The organism is Streptomyces sp. NPDC059371 (genome assembly GCF_042751995.1).
Taxonomy (GTDB): domain Bacteria; phylum Actinomycetota; class Actinomycetes; order Streptomycetales; family Streptomycetaceae; genus Streptomyces.
Map to the genome: position 1 here is coordinate 147,040 of NZ_JBHYXD010000005.1, position 15,667 is coordinate 162,706.

Here is a 15,667-nt window from a genome sequence, read left to right on the forward strand (position 1 = left end):
CGCCAGCCCCCCCACCCACACCCCACACCCTCCCAAAGCCCGCCAGCGCCTGAGTGTGGCAGGGGGTGGGGGGGGATGCCACACCAACCCCCCCCCCCCCCCCACGCCACTTTTGTGGTTCCTATGTGACGGGTAAGGTTAGGTTAGCCTCACCGATCATCGGGACGGCGTGACCCAACGATTCCGGCGGGAGGTGAACCGCGTGTACGTCTGTAGTTGCTTCGGGATCACCGAACAGCAGGTGAGGAAGCACGCGGAGGACGGCGCCTGCACTCCTCGGCAGATAGCGTCGGCCTCCAAGGCGGGCACGGACTGCGGTTCGTGCGTACGCCGGATCCAGGCGCTGCTGGGCAGGGGCTCGTGTCCGCGCCGTGAACTGGCCGACAAGGGTATGCCGGTGCTCTCCGAGGTCCTCGCACAGGCCGAGGCCGAGCGGCGCGAGACCGCCGGGTACGGGATCGCCGGGCGCGAGGCCGCCTGACCCTCCGGGCGTCTGCCGGCTCTCCGGGCGTCTGCCGGCTGTCGGGCTGTCGGGCTCTCCGGCCGTCTAGCTCTCCGGCTGCTCGACGAGCTGCGCGATGTAGAGCGCCTCGCCGAGTTTCTCGACCAATTCGAGCTGGGTGTCCAGGTAGTCGATGTGGTGCTCCTCGTCCTCGAGGATCGACTCGAAGATGTTCGCGGACGTGATGTCGCCCTTCGCGCGCATCACCTCGATCCCGCGCTTGAGGCGGTCGATCGCCTCGACCTCCACCTGCCGGTCGGCCTGGAACATCTCGGTGACGGTCTGCCCCACCCGGACGTGGAAGAGCCGCTGGTAGTTCGGCAGGCCGTCCAGGAAGAGAATGCGGTCGGTGAGCACCTCCGCGTGCTTCATCTCGTCGAACGACTCGTGCCGGGTGTACTTCGCGAGCTTCGTCCAGCCGAAGTTCTCCTGCATCTTCGCGTGCAGGAAGTACTGGTTGATCGCGGTCAGCTCGGCGGTCAGCTGCTCGTTGAGGAATTCGATGACCTCGGGGTCGCCCTGCATCGCAGAGGCTCCTTCCAGGCGGGTTGATGGGCAGATTGCGCCGCATCTTTGCACCGGTGTACCGGAGCGTCCAGTAAGTGCACGCTTACTCCGAGTTGCCCCGATCTCGCCCGTGCTGGTCATGGGCACTGTTCCCGGTCTGTCAGGATGGAGTCATGGGTCAGCCGGTGGAGCGCGAATCTGGAGAAACGGCACAGTCGGAGCTTCCGCCGGGACAGCGACTTCAGCGCGGCTGGCCGGTCACGCACTACGGTCCCGTCCCCAAGTTCCGCCCCGAGCGCTGGGAATTCCGGGTCTTCGGAGCCACCGCCGACGGCGCGAAGCAGTGCTGGAGCCACGACGAGTTCACCGCCCTCCCGTACGCCTCCGTCGTCGCCGATCTGCACTGCGTCACGAAGTTCAGCATGCTCGGGGCCGAATGGGGTGGCGTCCCCGCCCGTACGATCCTGGAGATAGCCCCGCCGGCGCCCGCCGTCACCCATGTGATGGTCTGGGCCGAGTACGGGTTCAGCTCGAACCTGCGGCTCGCGGACTTCGCCTCCGAGCGAAGCATCTTCGCCACCCACAAGGACGGCGAGCTGCTGACGGCGGAGCACGGCTTCCCGCTGCGCCTGGTCGTCCCGCATCTGTACGCGTGGAAGGGGCCCAAGTGGGTGCGCGGCGTCGAGTACATGACCGCCGACCGCCGGGGCTTCTGGGAGGAGCGCGGCTACCACAACGTCGGTGACCCCTGGCGCGAGCAGCGCTACTCCTACCAGGAGGAACCCGGGGACGGCCCCGAACTCTGAGCCCGTGGCCCGAACTCCCGCGCGCGTCCCCGGTGCCCGTGTCCCGGTGGCTCAGTGGTGGTACCGGTGCACCACGGCGTGTCCCTTGCCCCGGCCGATCGTCCACTTGTTGACCGGCGTCGTGACCACGAAGGCGACCGCGAGCGAGATCAGCAGCGATCCCCAGAACAGCAGGTCGCCGAGCCGCGCGTCCATCGCGTCCGGCCACAGCACGATGACGCCGTTGTCGATCAGCTCCATCACCGCGATGGACAAGGTGTCCGCGGCAAGCGCGACGCGCAGGGCGGTGCGGAAGCCGACGCCCGCCCGCAGCACGCCGCGCAGGGTGAGCGCGTAGCCGAAGAAGAAGGCGAGCACGATCGCCAGGACCGTCGTCGGAAGGTTTCCCCACCCGAGCGCCGTGCCCACCACCATGCCGAGCACCTCGCCGATGGCGCAGCCGGTGAGGCAGTGCAGGGTGGCCGTGGCGGCCATGGCCCAGCCGGCCGCGGCCGGCCCCTGGCGGTGGTCGTGCGTGTGCGCCGGCGCGTGTGCGTGCTTGTCCGCGTGGGCGTGTGCCTCGTGCTCCATGAATTCCCCCAGGGTCGCGTCACGGCTCCTTCGTACAAAAGGAAACCGTATACCCCCCTGGGGTATTCCCGGGAGAGGCGCGGGACTAACCGTCGCGGAGCTTCTTCAGCCGTTCCACGTCCGCCGCGTGCCCTTCCTTCCCGCCGGGCGTCTCGATGATCAGCGGTACGCCCTCGGTGGCGGGATGGGTCATCAGGGCGCGGAACGGGTCCTCGCCTATGTGGCCGGAGCCGATGTTCTCGTGGCGGTCCTTGTGCGCGCCGACCACATCCTTGGAGTCGTTGGCGTGGATCAGCTTCAGCCGCCCCTCGCCGACGGTGTCGACCAGCAGATCGAGGGTCTGGTGCATGCCGCTCGGCCCGGTCAGATCGTGGCCCGCCGCGAAGATGTGGCAGGTGTCGAGGCAGACGCCCAGCTTGGGGTGCGCGTCCAAGGCCTCGAAGTAGGGCCCGAAGTCCCACGTGCGGGAGCAGAGGGAGGAACCCTGGCCGGCCGTGGACTCCAGCAGCAGGAACGGGTCGTCGTCGTGGGTCAGTTCGTCCAGCAGCGGCAGCAGCCGGTCGCGGACCTGCCGCAGCGCGACGGACCGCTCCCGGCCGCCGGTGGCGCTCCCGGTGTGCACGACCACCCCGAGGGCGCCGATCTCCCGTCCGCGCCGCAGCGAGTGCCGCAGCGACTCCACCGACTTCTCGACCGTCGCCTCGGTGTGCGAGCCGAAGTTGATCAGATACGGGGCATGCACGTACGCCGGGATCGACCCGGCGGCGCACGCGGCGCGGAAGTCCTCGTCCTGCTTGGGGTTCCCGGCGGGCGTCGCCCAGCCGCGCGGGTTGGCGACGAAGACCTGGACGGTCTCGGCCGCGAGCTCACGGGCGTAGGCCAGACCGACGGAGTTGAGGCCGCCGGCCACGGGGACATGGCCGCCGACGGGGTTGCGGAGCTGCTTGCTGGTCACACCCGTCAGGGTGTCACGCGCCGCCGGGCACCCCGCGGGCGGACCTGCGGCTCGACCCGTGGGGCGGCCGTGGGGTGCCCGGCGGCGTATCCGCTCAGCGGATCTGGATCGTTATCGTCGAGCCCTTGGGTGCCGTGTCGCCGCCGTCCACCGACTGCTTCTTGACCGTGTCGCCGAAGAGCCCGAGGAGCCCGCGATCCTCGTCGACCTCGAACCCGGCGTCCTCCAGCGCCTTCTTCGCGTCGTCCACGCTGTCGCCCACGACGTCCGGGACCTCGATCATCTCGGGGCCCTTGGAGAGAGTCAGTGTCACCGTGTCGCCCGTGGCGGCCTCACGGCCCGCGCGCGGCGTCTGCTGGGCGACCTGGCCCTTGTCGAACTCGGAGTTGACCCGCTCCGGGGCGATCTTCACCTTCAGGCCCGCGCCCTCCAGCTCCGCGGTGGCGTCCTCGACCGACGAGCCGGTCACGTCGGGCAGTTCCACCGGGCTGCCCTTGCTCACCACGATCGCGATCGCCGAGCCCGAGTGCCGCTCGGTGCCCGTGGCCGGATCCGTACCGATCACGAAGCCCTTCGTCACGTCCTGGCTGAACTCGCGCGTGACCATGCCCGCGACGAGCCCGTCGCCCTTGAGCACTTCCTTGGCCTTGAACAGGGCGAGGCCCTTGAGGTCCGGCACCTTCACCGTCTGGGGGCCGTCGGAGACGGTCAGCGTCACGGAGTCGTTGTCGCGGATGCGCTCGCCGACATTGGGGTCGGTACTGATGACCGTGCCCCGCTTCACGGTGTCGCTGTAGGCGTGCTTGACCTGTTTGACGTCGAGCCCGGCGCCCCGGAGCTGGGTCCTGGCCTGCGCTTCCGTCTTCGCCAGGACGGGCGGGACCTTGGTGAACTGGCCCGAGTTGATGTACCAGACACCGGCGCCGAGACCGAGCACCAGCACGATCGCGGCGATGGCCAGCAGCATCCCGCGCCGCGGCGGCCGCGTGCCCGCGGTCCGCTGCGGGACCGGCGCGGTGGTGAAGGGGCTGCTGTCGGTCGTGAACGGGCTGCTCTGTTCGAACCGGCTGGTCCGGCCGAAGGAGTCGTCGTCGTTCACGGGCAGCAGACGGGGGACGGACAGCGAGCGCGGGATCACGCTCGTACGGTCGTCGGCGTTGTCGTGGCCCACGGACAGGGCGCCCGGCGGGATCGCGTCGAGCTGGCCGGCGGTGAGGCCGGCGCGCGCTTCGAGGACCTGCCCGAGCAGGGTCACCGCGTCGGCCGGGCGGAGCTCGGGATTGCGGGCCGTGGCCGCGGTGACCAGTTCGTCGAGCGGGTACGCGAGGCCCGGCACGACGGCCGACGGGGGCGGTACGTCCTCGTGGAGGTGCTGGTAGAGCACCTGGGCGGGGGAGTCCGCGGCGTGCGGCTTCGCGCCGGTGAGCATTTCGTAGAGGACGACACCGCAGGCGTAGACGTCGACCCGGGTGTCGGCGGTGCCGTGCTCGATCTGCTCGGGGGCGAGGTACGACACGGTGCCGAGGACGGCGCCCGTCGTGCTCGTCACCGTGTCCACGGCGCGGACGAGCCCGAAGTCCGCGACCTTGACCCGGCCGTCATCCCCTATCAGGACGTTCTCCGGCTTCATGTCGCGGTGCACGAACCCGGCGCGGTGGGCCGCGCCGAGCGCGGCGAGCACCGGCTCCAGGATGTCGAGCGCGGCCCGCGGCTGCAGGGCGCCGCGCTCGCGCAGCACGTCGCGCAGGGTGCACCCGGCGATGTACTCCATGGCCAGATAGACGTACGACCCTTCCGCCCCCTGGTCGAAGACCTGCACCACGTTCGGGTGCGCCAGCCGGGCCACCGACTTGGCCTCGCGGATGAACCGCTCGACGAACGAGGCGTCGGCGGCCAGCGTCGGGTGCATCACCTTGAGCGCGAGCACGCGGTCGAGGCGGGTGTCCAAGGCCCTGTAGACCGTGGCCATCCCGCCGACCGCGATCCGTGCGTCGACGCGATAGCGGCCGTCGAGCACGTGTCCGACAAGCGGGTCCTGAAGGGTCGTATCCACGCAGGTGAGTCTACGAGCCACCACTGTCACGGCGCCCCGTTAGGGCGATTCAGGGGTCCGACTGCATCCGAGCTGTGACGCACAACGGGCGTACGAAGATATGTTCGTCGTACGGATGTCCGATCATGTGCCGTCTGTCACCACAAGGACGCAACGCGACAACCCGACCGCACACGCGGCCGGAAACCGACGGCTGGTGAAACCGACGGCTGGTGGAAACCGACGCCAGGCGGAAGCCGACGGCGGAGGGAAGCCGACGCGGGGCGGGCCGGGGCTCAGAACGCCGGGCGCTCCGGGTCCAGCACCGCCATGCCCTCCACGGGAGAGGACGCCGCCGCGAAGTGCCGCCGCGGGATGCGCCCCGCCCGCCGCGCCAGACGACCCGCCTCCACCGCGTGCCGCATGGCCTCCGCCATCAGCACGGGCTCCTGCGCCCGTGTCACCGCCGAGGCCAGCATCACCCCCGCGCACCCCAGCTCCATCGCGAGCGCGGCGTCCGACGCCGTGCCCGCTCCCGCGTCCAGGATCACCGGCACGCGCGCGTTCTCGACGATCAGCTCGAAGTTGTGCGGGTTGCGGATCCCGAGCCCGGACCCGATGGGCGAGCCGAGCGGCATGATCGCCGCACAGCCGACGTCCTCCAGCTTCCGTGCCAGCACCGGGTCGTCGTTCGTGTACGGCAGCACGGTGAAGCCGTCGTCGACCAGCGTCTCCGCCGCGTCGAGCAGCTCGATCGGATCGGGCAGCAGGGTGCGCTCGTCGGCGATGACCTCCAGCTTGACCAGATCGGTGCCCAGCGCCTCGCGCGCCAGACGGGCCGTCAGCACGGCCTCGCCCGCGGTGTAGCAGCCGGCCGTGTTCGGCAGGACGCGGATGTTCAGCCGGGCCAGCACCGACAGGACCGAGCCGTGCACGGACGCGTCCACGCGCCGCATCGCGACCGTCGTCAGCTCCGTGCCGGACGCCACCAGGGAGCGCTCCAGCACGTCGAGGCTGGGCGCGCCGCCCGTCCCCATGATCAGCCGGGACGCGTAGACCGTACCGCCGAGGACGAAGGGGTCGTCTGCCATGGGTCAGCCTCCTTGGACGGCGGTGAGGACTTCGACGCGGTCGCCCTCGGCGAGCGCGGTGGACGGCCACTGCGCGCGCGGGACGACGGTCTCGTTCAGGGCGGCGGCCACCCCGGACGACGACACGGTGAGGGTCGCGACGAGCGCGTCGAGAGCGGTCCCGGCGTCGATCAGCCGCCGCTCCCCATTGACGACGATGTTCATACCGGCAGCTCCGTGAGGGCCGAGGCGCCGAAGCGCAGGGGGGTGAAGGGGCGGGCTTCGGCGGGGAGTTCGCCGGTGGTCAGCACGTGGGCCATCACGTCGCCGGTCACGGGCGTCAGGAGCACACCGTTGCGGTGGTGCCCGGTGGCCAGCAGCAGCCCGTCCAGGGCGCTCGGGCCGAGCAGCGGGGCGTTGTCGGGCGAGCCGGGGCGCAGCCCCGCGCGGGTCTCGGTGAGCGGCAGCTCGGTGATCCCGGGGACCAGCTCGTGGGCGTCGCGCAGCAGCTCGTACACGCCGCCCGCCGTCACGGTGGTGTCCCAGCCCAGCTCCTCGCTGGTCGCGCCCACCACGAGTTCGCCGTTCTCGCGCGGCACCAGGTAGACGTGGCTGCCGCGCACCACGGCCCGCACGGTCCGGTTCAGGAAGGGCGCGTACCGTCGCGGCACGGTCAGCCGCAGCACCTGCCCCTTGACCGGGCGCACCGGCGGCACGGCGTCCTCGGGGACGCCCGCCAGGCGCCCGCTGAGGCTGCCCCCGGCCAGCACCACCCGGTCGGCGGCGAGTTCGGTGCCGTCCGTGGTGACGACACCGGTCGCCCGCTCCCGTACGACGCTCAGACGCTCCGCCCAGGTCCGGTGCACGGTCACCCCGGCCCGCTCGCACGCGGTGACCAGGGCGGCGGCGAGGCGCCGCGGGTCGATCTGGTGGTCGCCGTCCACCCGCAGACCCCCGCGCACGCCGGGCGCGAGCATCGGTTCCAGACGGCGGCACTCACGGCCGCTCAGCCACTCCGACTCCAGCCCCGAGCGGACCTGGAGCGCGTGCAGTTCCCGCAGATGGGCGCGGTCGTCGGCGTCCAGCGCGACGGCCAGCGTGCCGCTCCGGCGATATCCGAGGTCCTGTCCGGCCGCCTCGGTGAGCTCGGCGGCGAAGTCCGGATAGCGGCGCGCGGAGGCGAGGTTGAGGCCCAGCAGGGTCTCCTCGCCGAAGTGCAGCTCGGTGACGGCGGCCAGCATCCCGGCCGCGACCTGTGCGGCGCCACCGCCCGGCTCGGGGTCCACGAGCGCGGTCGTGAACCCGCGCTGCGCGGCCCGCCAGGCCGTCACCAGACCGATGATCCCGCCCCCGACGACGAGGACGTCCGACGAACGTGCAGACGGCATGGGCGTCCAGCCCCTCCCTTCGCCGGCATGACCCGGATCAGGTTCGTACGGTCGGAGGCCGCCCAGCCTCCCTCTCAGCCCGGTACGTCCGGGCTCCCGCGAGTGCTTTACGTTGGCCACCCTAGCCCGCCTCCGTCCGTCTCAGTAAGGGAGCCTCCGCCCATGGCGCGACCGCTCGACGGCCTCGTGCTCGCCCCCGTCGCCGACCAGGCCCCGGGCCAGGTGGGCACCCGCACCCGGTTCACCTATCACGAGGAGGACGGCGTGGTCTGGGCCGACTACGCCGGCGGCGACGTCGTCCGCGGACATCTCGTCGGCACCCGCGAGGGTGACCGCCTCGACTTCCGGTACGTGCAGCTCAAGCGGGACGGGACCACCGCGTCGGGCCACTGCGTGTCCCTCGTCGTGGAACTGCCCGACGGCCGGGTGCGGTTGGAGGAGACCTGGACGTGGGAGTCGCAGCCGGGCGCCGGGACGAGCGTGGTGGAGGAACCGCGCGCGACCGGCCGTGTGCAACAGGTCACCGAGCACGTCCGCTGACTGACGAATCGTCACGTGTCTATGGTGATCAGGTGAGCGATCAGACGCAGGCACAGTCCCCGTCGCACAGGCGCACGGCACGACGGGTCGTCGTGGTGGGCGCGGGCATGGCCGGGGTGCAGACCGCGGTCGCCCTGCGCGAACAGGGCTTCACGGGCACCGTCACGCTGATCGGCGCGGAGCCGCATCAGCCCTACGACCGGCCGCCGCTGTCCAAGGCCGTCCTGCTCGGCAAGTCCGAGGGCTCCGCCTTCGACATCGACTTCGAGGCCCTGGACATCGACCTCCGGCTGGGCAGCGAGGCGCACGGCGTGCGCCCCGGGGACCACGAACTGGACACGGACGCGGGATCCGTCCCGTACGACGTCCTGGTCGTCGCCACCGGCGCCGAACCGATCCGGCTCCCCGGCGCCGAAGACGTGCCCGGCGTGCATCTGCTGCGCACCCTGGACGACGCCGACCGGCTGCGTCCCGTACTCACCCGGCAGCACGACATCGTGGTGGTCGGAGCGGGCTGGATCGGCGCCGAGTTCGCCACGGCGGCGCGCGAGGCGGGCTGCGCGGTCACCGTCGTCGAAGCCGCCGACCGGCCGCTCGCCGGGGCGCTGCCGCCCGAGGTGGCCGCCCCGATGGCCGCCTGGTACGCGGACAGCGGGGCCTCGCTGCGCACCGGCGCGCGCGTGGAGCGCGTCGAACCCGGCGCGGTGATCCTGGACGACGGCTCCCGGGTGCCCGCGGACGCCGTCGTGGTCGGGATCGGCGCGCGGCCCGCCACCGCCTGGATCGCCGGCTCCGGCATCGAGCTCGGCGCCCACCGCGAGATCGTCGCCGACGACCATCTGCGCACCTCCCTGCCGGACGTCTACGCGGTCGGCGACTGCGCCTCCTTCCCGTCCGGCCGCTACGAGGAACGCCTCCTCGTCCATCACTGGGACAACGCCCTCCAGGGCCCGCGCACGGTCGCCCTGAACATCGTCGGAGAGACGCCCGCGGCCTACGACCCCGTGCCGTACTTCTGGTCCGAGCAGTTCGGCCGTTTCGTGCAGTACGTCGGCCACCACGCGCCCGCCGACACCCTGGTGTGGCGCGGCGACCCCTCGGGCGCCTCCTGGTCGGTGTGCTGGCTCCGCGAGACGCGGCTCGTCGCCCTCCTGGCGGTGGGCCGCCCGAGGGATCTCGCCCAGGGCCGCAGGCTGATCGAGGCGGGCGTCACGATGGATCCGGTGCTGCTCGCGAACCCGTCGAGGCCGCTGAAGGGCGCCACGGCCTGATCCCGTCACCCCGGGTCGGACGCCCTCGGCTTCCGGCTGTCGGTCCGGGATGGCAGGCTTGTCCCGTGACCGAGATTGACGCAAAGATCGATGCTCTCGTCCCCGCCTGGCTCACCCTCCCCGACATCGCCGAACAGTTCGGCGTCGAGGTGACGCGCGTCCGGCAGCTGGTCAAGGACGGCCAGCTCATCGCCGTACGCCGTGGTGAGAACCGCGCGCTGCACGTCCCCGCCGACTTCATCGACGCGGACGAACAGAAGGTCGTCAAGGGCCTGGCCGGCACCCTGACGCTCCTGAGGGACGACGGCTTCTCCGACGAAGAGGCCCTGGAGTGGCTCTTCACCCCCGACCCGAGCCTGCCCGGTACCCCCGCGCAGGCTCTGAGCGAGAATCGCGGCACGGAGGTGAAGCGCCGCGCCCAGGCGCTCGCCGTCTGACCTGAACGCGACCGTCCGGCACGGGGAGCGCGGCGGCGGGACCATCCCGGCCGCCGCACTCCCCGCGCACCGACAAACGGGGGACCCACGCATGCCCGAGAACGCCGCCACGACCGCACGGGGCCGCCTGGCCGACGCCCGTGTCTATCTGTGCACCGACGCCCGCAGGCGTCAGGGTGACCTCGCCGAGTTCCTCGACGCGGTCCTGGCGGGCGGCGTCGACATCGTGCAGCTCCGCGACAAGGGCATGGAGGCGGGGGAGGAGCTGGAGCACCTGAAGGTCTTCGCGGACGCCTGCGCCCGACACGGCAGGCTTCTCGCGGTCAACGACCGGGCGGACGTGGCGCACGCGGCCCGCGCCGACGTCCTGCACCTGGGCCAGGGCGACCTCCCGGTTCCCGCGGCCCGCGCGATCCTCGGCGACGAGGTGATCGTCGGCCGTTCCACGCACTCCGAGGCCGAAGCCGCTGCCGCCGCCGTCCAGGAGGGTGTGGACTACTTCTGCACCGGCCCCTGCTGGCCCACCCCCACCAAGCCCGGCCGCCACGCACCCGGCCTCGGCCTGGTCCGCGGCACGGCGGCCCTCGGCACCGACCGTCCCTGGTTCGCGATCGGCGGCATCGACCTCGGCCGGCTCGACGAGGTGCTCGAAGCCGGCGCCCGCCGTGTCGTCGTCGTGAGGGCGATCACCGAGGCGGACGACCCGGGCGCGGCGGCGGCCGAGTTCGCGAAGCGGCTGCGGGAGGTCTGAGGCCCGGCCGCCACGGAGGTTTTCCGGCGGGCCGCCGTCCGAGGGCCCGGCGGGGCCGCTGTCCGAGGGGTGGACAAGAAATCGACAGATCGGACAAAAGTCAGCGGTTCGGTTGGGTGACCGACGCCCTCTGGCTAACCTGCGGGTATGGCCCTCGGATCTGCTTCCACCAGGACTGATCGCGCTCGCACCGTGCGCGACATGCTCGCGACCGGCAAACAGACCTTTTCCTTCGAGTTCTCGGCGCCGAAGACCCCCAAGGGCGAGCGGAACCTGTGGAACGCCCTGCGCCGGGTCGAGGCCGTGGCCCCGGACTTCGTCTCCGTGACCTACGGAGCCGGCGGCTCCACGCGGGCCGGCACGGTCAAGGAGACCGAGCAGATCGTCCTCGACACGACCCTCACCCCGGTCGCGCACCTCACCGCGGTCAATCACTCGATCGCGGAGCTGCGCAACATCATCGGGCAGTACGCGGACGCGGGCATCCGCAACATGCTCGCCGTGCGCGGCGACCCGCCCGGGGACCCCATGGGCGAGTGGGTCCCCCACCCCCAGGGTCTGGCCTACGCGGCCGAACTGGTGCGCCTCATCAAGGAATCCGGAGACTTCTGCGTCGGGGTGGCGGCCTTCCCGGAGATGCACCCCCGGTCCACGGAGTGGGATCTGGACGTCTCCCACTTCGTCGACAAGTGCCGCGCCGGCGCCGACTACGCGATCACCCAGATGTTCTTCCAGCCGGAGTCCTACCTCCGCCTGCGCGACCGCGTCGACGCGGCGGGCTGCGCGACGCCGGTCATCCCTGAAGTCATGCCCGTGACAAGTGTGAAGATGTTGGAACGGCTGCCCAAACTCTCCAATGCTTCGTTCCCGGACGTCCTGAAAGAGCGGATCCTCACAGTCAAAGACGATCCGGCGGCTGTACGCTCCATTGGGATCGAGTTCGCGACGGAGTTCTGTGCGAGGCTGCTGACCGAGGGTGTCCCCGGGCTGCACTTCATCACGCTCAACAACTCCACCGCGACGCTGGAAATCTACGAGAATCTGGGCCTGCATCACCCGCAGCAGGCCTAGACCGGTCGCACCCGCGTACGACACACTGCGTAGCGGCCACTGGGAGAGGGGGCGTACATGGGCTTGACGGTCCTCTATCTGGCATTCGGCATTGTCGCGCTGTGGCTGCTCGGCGAGGTGCTGCTGCAGTACAAGGCGCGACTTCGCTTCCGTCTGCTCGCCTTCGTCGGCTTCCTCGGTGTGGTCCTCGGCGTCCTGATGCACTCGGTCGTCGTCATCGGCCTGGGCGCGGCCGCCTTCACGGTCGGCCAGACGTATGTGACGCTGTCGTTCCGCCAGGGCTTCGCCCAGGGCTGGGCCATCAAGGGCCCCGGTGTGGAGGACAAGCCCGGCAAGCTGAGCAAGCGCCGCCGCGGTGAGCCGGAGGACGCCGACGAGGCGGAGGAGAACGCCGACATCGACGAGGTCGAGGTGGCCGCCTACCGGCGCGAGGACCAGTACGCCGACGAGGACGACGTCTTCACGCCCGCCCCGTCCGACCGGTTCGCGCCCCCGGAGCCGGCCGAGCCCGCGGCCGCCGAGACGACCTCGGTGTACGAGCCGCAGCCGCTGCCCGAGGACACCGGCTCCTACGGGGTCTACGACTCCGGCGCGTACGCCGCCGCCACCGACCAGTCCTACGCGGGCGCGTCCCCGTCCCAGGACCAGCAGGCCTACTCGACCGGTCAGAACCAGCAGGCCTACGCCACGGGCGAGAACCAGCAGGCCTACGCGACGGGCCAGAACCAGCAGGCCTACGCGTACGACGGCTACACGGGCTACGACCAGCAGCAGTACGGCTACGGCCAGCAGCAGTACGCCGGCTACACGGACCCGTACACCGGCCAGCAGACCTACCAGAACGGCTCGTACGACCAGAGCGCCTACAACGGCGGCGACCAGGGTTACGCACAGCAGCAGCAGCAGAACTACGGCCAGGACCAGTACGCCACCGGCACGTACGGCGGCGAGACCCCGGCCGGCGGCGTCTGGGTGCCGCAGCAGCGCACCGACGAGTACGGCGGCGAACTCCCGCCCGAGCAGCAGCAGTACCCCTACCAGGGCAACGGCAATGGCAACGGCAACGCCGGGTACGACGAGCAGTACCGCTACTGACCGACGGGACAGCGGCTGAGGGGCTTCCCACGCCGCCGACTGCCGCCCGCCGCCGGACCGTTCACTGCGAGCCCTGGAACTCCGGCCCTTCCACGATCAGCCCGGTCACCAGAGCGCCCGACATGCCGGCGTGCGGCAGACCGCCGCCGGGATGCGCCCAGCCCCCGGCCGCGAAGAGTCCCCGGACCCGCGTCGTGTTCGACGGATGCAGCAGCCGGCCGTCCGCCGCCGCGAGCGCCGGCGCCGGAACCGCGCCGCCCTCCACACCGGTCGCCTCCGCGATGTCGGCCGGGGTGCGGACCTCGTGCCACAGGAGCCGGTCGCGCAGACCCGGCAGGGCCCGCTCGGCGGCGTCGAGAACCCGCTCCACGTCCTCCTGCGACACCTGGGCGCCGGACGGGACCGTGACGGTCAGCGTGACCGCCTCGTGCTCCGCGTCCGGGACGAGCGCCGGATCGTCCGGACGGGTCACCACGACGGTCGGCGCGGCGGGCACCCCCGGGCGATCCCCGAAGAGCCGGGCCAGCTCGCCGTCGCGGTCGGCCGAGTGGACCACCGTGCGGTGCGCCGTCCCGGCGGGCCGTCCGCCGCGCAGCGCGAGCAGCAGCGTCAGCCGGCTGGACGCGGCGGGCCACGGCGACACCTCGTCACCGCCCCGGAGCGCGGGCCCGGCGACGAGGTCGTCCAGGGCGTCCGGCGCCACGCCCGCGACCACGAAATCCGCCTGCTCGAAGAGTTCCCCGGACCCGGACGACTCCGGGCCGCCCTCGGCACCAAGAGCCGCCGAGCGGTCCTTGGACGGCTCCACTCCGACGACTCGGCCGTCCTTCTCGACGATCCGTCCGACGGGGGTGCCGAAGCGGAACTCGACCCTGCGCTCCAGACACCGCTCGTACACCGCGCGCGCCAGCTCGCGGATGCCGCCGCGCACGTACCAGGTGCCGAAGGCGTGGTCCATGTACGGCAGCACGGCGGCGCTCGCCGGGGTCGCGCGCGGGTCGAGCCCGTACGCCAGGGCGTGGCTCTCCAGGAGGGCCGTGAGGCGGGTGTCGCGCAGCTCCCAGGCGGCGACCTCCGCGAGGGTCGTGGCCCTGCGGGTGCGCAGCAGCTTCTTGTGCGGCACCGAGGGGTACGGTTCGCGTTCGGCCAGCACCGTCCAGTTGGGCCACAGCGGCTCCTCCAGGAGCGGCCGGCGTGAGCGGTCCCACGCCTCCCGGGCCCGCCCCAGGAAGTCCCCCCACCGGGTGCCCGCGCCGTCGCCGAGCGCTTCGTCCAGCGCGGCGAGCACACCCGCGCGCGAGGCGTTCGGCAGCGTCACCCGGGTGCCGTCGGCGAACACGTGGCCGGCCGACGGATCGACCTGCACCAGGTCGACGCACTCCTCCAGGGGCCGTTTCCCGGTCTTGACGAACAGGTCGCGGTAGACCGCGGGCAGCGGAAGCAGCGCCGGGCCCGTGTCGAAGGCGAAGCCGTCGCGCTCGAAGCGGCGCACCGCACCGCCGTACGTCTCCGTCCGCTCGTACACCACCACCCGGTGGCCCGCGACGGCCAGCCGGGCGGCGGCCGCCATCGCGCCCATCCCGGCGCCGATCACCGCAATCCGTCCCATGGCGGCGACTTTATCCGTCCCCGCCGACAGTCCCGTCAGTCGCGGTCCGCCCATGGCACACCGTCCGGCGGCCGCCCCACCGCCTCGGCCGTCCGCCGCTCCGCCCGGCGCAGCGCCCGGCGGCGCAGGAACCGTCTGATGCGCGAGACGAGGAAGCAGAGCACCGCGAGCCCGGTGAAGAGCAGGACACCGGCGACGACCGCCGCAGCCCAGGGATGGAAGACCGCCAGCGTGACGACGCCCGCGACCCCGAGATCCTCGGCGATGCTCACCACGAAGTTGCTGAAGGGTTCCGGCGAGGTGTTGATCGCCATCCGCGTCCCGGCCTTGACCGTGTGGCTCGCCAGCGCCGTCGAACCGCCGAGCACCGCCGCCGTCAGATCCGAGACCGAGCCGCTCTGTCCGGCGAGCAGCGCCCCGACCCAGGCACCCGCCGCCGGCCGGATCACGGTGTGCACGGAGTCCCACACCGAGTCGACGTACGGGATCTTGTCGGCGACCGCCTCGCAGAGGAAGAGGACGCCGACTGTGACCAGGATCTCAGGGCGTTGCAGGGACTCCGGGACCTCGTCGCTCAGTCCGGTGGCGCCGAACACGCCGAGGAGCAGCACCACCGCGTACGCGTTGATGCCGCTGGCCCAGCCGCTGGTGAAGACCAGGGGGAGTACCGACACGGAGGGGATCGTAACCAGTCGGCGGCCGGGGCGTCCTGGGTCTGAGCACGTATGCCTGAGTATCCGTACCTACAGGGTGAGATGAGTAGGCGCACGGATGGGTCCGACCTGCGCGGACGAGAGAGTGGAGACACGGAAAGGGGCGCGGCTCCGGCACCGCCGACACGGGGCGGCGGAACGGAACTCGCGCCCTTGGCCGCTCCTTCCGCCGATCCGTTCGGCGGGAGCGAGACAGGGGGGAACCCGGGGGACGACCGGACGGGGGCCCGACGGGGGGTACGGGGGAGTACGAGGAGGCGGGGGGGGGGGGGGGGCCGCCGCGCGGCGGGCGCGCGCCGCCGCGCCCGCGCCGACCCGGCGGGCCCCCCCCCCCCCGCCCCCCCCCGCGC

General features: G+C 71.9%; 17 protein-coding genes and 1 riboswitch. Of the genes, 8 read left to right on the forward strand and 9 right to left on the reverse strand.

The features are described from left to right. Positions 1 to 193 precede the first annotated feature (193 nt). Positions 194 to 481, forward strand: coding sequence for a bacterioferritin-associated ferredoxin (locus ACFXGX_RS05150; protein ID WP_384784882.1), 288 nt, complete (start codon positions 194 to 196; stop codon positions 479 to 481). 66 nt (positions 482 to 547) lie between these two features. On the opposite strand, the gene bfr is transcribed toward ACFXGX_RS05150, so the two are convergent. Next, entirely contained in the window at positions 548 to 1,027 is a 480-nt protein-coding gene (gene bfr, locus ACFXGX_RS05155; RefSeq protein WP_384784794.1) for a bacterioferritin, read from the reverse strand. A 155-nt stretch (positions 1,028 to 1,182) separates the two neighbouring features. On the opposite strand from bfr, the gene ACFXGX_RS05160 reads away from it, so the two are divergent. Then, positions 1,183 to 1,815 carry a sulfite oxidase-like oxidoreductase gene (locus tag ACFXGX_RS05160; RefSeq protein ID WP_384784796.1) on the forward strand — a complete coding sequence of 211 codons (633 nt, stop codon included), beginning with the start codon at positions 1,183 to 1,185 and terminating at the stop codon, positions 1,813 to 1,815. A gap of 51 nt (positions 1,816 to 1,866) precedes the next feature. On the opposite strand, the gene ACFXGX_RS05165 is transcribed toward ACFXGX_RS05160, so the two are convergent. From ACFXGX_RS05165 to thiO, 6 genes are all read right to left on the reverse strand, one after another. Continuing rightward, entirely contained in the window at positions 1,867 to 2,385 is a 519-nt protein-coding gene (locus tag ACFXGX_RS05165) for a DUF4396 domain-containing protein (RefSeq protein ID WP_384784798.1), read from the reverse strand. An 85-nt stretch (positions 2,386 to 2,470) separates the two neighbouring features. Beyond that, complete coding sequence (locus tag ACFXGX_RS05170) at positions 2,471 to 3,340, reverse strand: deoxyribonuclease IV (protein WP_355771332.1); 870 nt, start codon at positions 3,338 to 3,340, stop codon at positions 2,471 to 2,473. Between the two features lie 94 nt (positions 3,341 to 3,434). Beyond that, complete coding sequence (pknB, locus tag ACFXGX_RS05175; RefSeq protein WP_384784800.1) at positions 3,435 to 5,393, reverse strand: Stk1 family PASTA domain-containing Ser/Thr kinase; 1,959 nt, start codon at positions 5,391 to 5,393, stop codon at positions 3,435 to 3,437. Between the two features lie 275 nt (positions 5,394 to 5,668). Further along, a complete protein-coding gene (locus tag ACFXGX_RS05180; RefSeq protein WP_384784802.1) occupies positions 5,669 to 6,463 on the reverse strand; it encodes a thiazole synthase in 795 nt (264 codons plus the stop codon). 3 nt (positions 6,464 to 6,466) lie between these two features. After that, positions 6,467 to 6,667, reverse strand: a complete 201-nt coding sequence (thiS, locus tag ACFXGX_RS05185) for a sulfur carrier protein ThiS (RefSeq protein WP_384784804.1) — start codon at positions 6,665 to 6,667, stop codon at positions 6,467 to 6,469. Continuing rightward, positions 6,664 to 7,830 (reverse strand): glycine oxidase ThiO, encoded by a 1,167-nt coding sequence (thiO, locus tag ACFXGX_RS05190; RefSeq protein WP_384784806.1) that lies wholly within the window; start codon positions 7,828 to 7,830, stop codon positions 6,664 to 6,666. The genes thiS and thiO overlap by 4 nt, the downstream gene beginning before the upstream one ends. Continuing rightward, positions 7,828 to 7,940, reverse strand: a riboswitch (TPP riboswitch). (Overlaps the previous gene by 3 nt.) A 52-nt stretch (positions 7,941 to 7,992) precedes the next feature. Here thiO and ACFXGX_RS05195 point away from each other — a divergent pair. The 6 genes from ACFXGX_RS05195 (at position 7,993) to ACFXGX_RS05220 (ending at position 12,995) form a co-directional block, all read left to right on the forward strand. Then, positions 7,993 to 8,370: a hypothetical protein gene (locus tag ACFXGX_RS05195; protein WP_384784808.1), complete on the forward strand. Its 378-nt coding sequence runs from the start codon at positions 7,993 to 7,995 to the stop codon at positions 8,368 to 8,370. 32 nt (positions 8,371 to 8,402) lie between these two features. Next, the gene (locus ACFXGX_RS05200; protein WP_384784810.1) at positions 8,403 to 9,641 is read left to right on the forward strand and encodes an NAD(P)/FAD-dependent oxidoreductase; all 1,239 of its coding nucleotides are present in this window, start codon (positions 8,403 to 8,405) and stop codon (positions 9,639 to 9,641) included. Positions 9,642 to 9,706: 65 nt separating this feature from the next. Next, positions 9,707 to 10,078 (forward strand): Rv2175c family DNA-binding protein, encoded by a 372-nt coding sequence (locus ACFXGX_RS05205; protein ID WP_261706908.1) that lies wholly within the window; start codon positions 9,707 to 9,709, stop codon positions 10,076 to 10,078. Positions 10,079 to 10,169: 91 nt separating this feature from the next. Continuing rightward, complete coding sequence (gene thiE, locus ACFXGX_RS05210) at positions 10,170 to 10,829, forward strand: thiamine phosphate synthase (protein ID WP_384784812.1); 660 nt, start codon at positions 10,170 to 10,172, stop codon at positions 10,827 to 10,829. Between the two features lie 147 nt (positions 10,830 to 10,976). After that, positions 10,977 to 11,900, forward strand: coding sequence for a methylenetetrahydrofolate reductase [NAD(P)H] (metF, locus tag ACFXGX_RS05215; protein WP_384784814.1), 924 nt, complete (start codon positions 10,977 to 10,979; stop codon positions 11,898 to 11,900). Positions 11,901 to 11,957: 57 nt separating this feature from the next. Next, a complete protein-coding gene (locus tag ACFXGX_RS05220; RefSeq protein WP_384784816.1) occupies positions 11,958 to 12,995 on the forward strand; it encodes a hypothetical protein in 1,038 nt (345 codons plus the stop codon). 61 nt (positions 12,996 to 13,056) lie between these two features. Here ACFXGX_RS05220 and ACFXGX_RS05225 read toward each other — a convergent pair whose 3' ends face one another. Both ACFXGX_RS05225 and ACFXGX_RS05230 read right to left on the reverse strand, forming a co-directional pair. Then, positions 13,057 to 14,604 carry a phytoene desaturase family protein gene (locus ACFXGX_RS05225; protein ID WP_384784818.1) on the reverse strand — a complete coding sequence of 516 codons (1,548 nt, stop codon included), beginning with the start codon at positions 14,602 to 14,604 and terminating at the stop codon, positions 13,057 to 13,059. Between the two features lie 35 nt (positions 14,605 to 14,639). After that, complete coding sequence (locus ACFXGX_RS05230) at positions 14,640 to 15,278, reverse strand: DUF4126 domain-containing protein (protein WP_384784820.1); 639 nt, start codon at positions 15,276 to 15,278, stop codon at positions 14,640 to 14,642. Between the last annotated feature and the right edge of the window lie 389 nt (positions 15,279 to 15,667).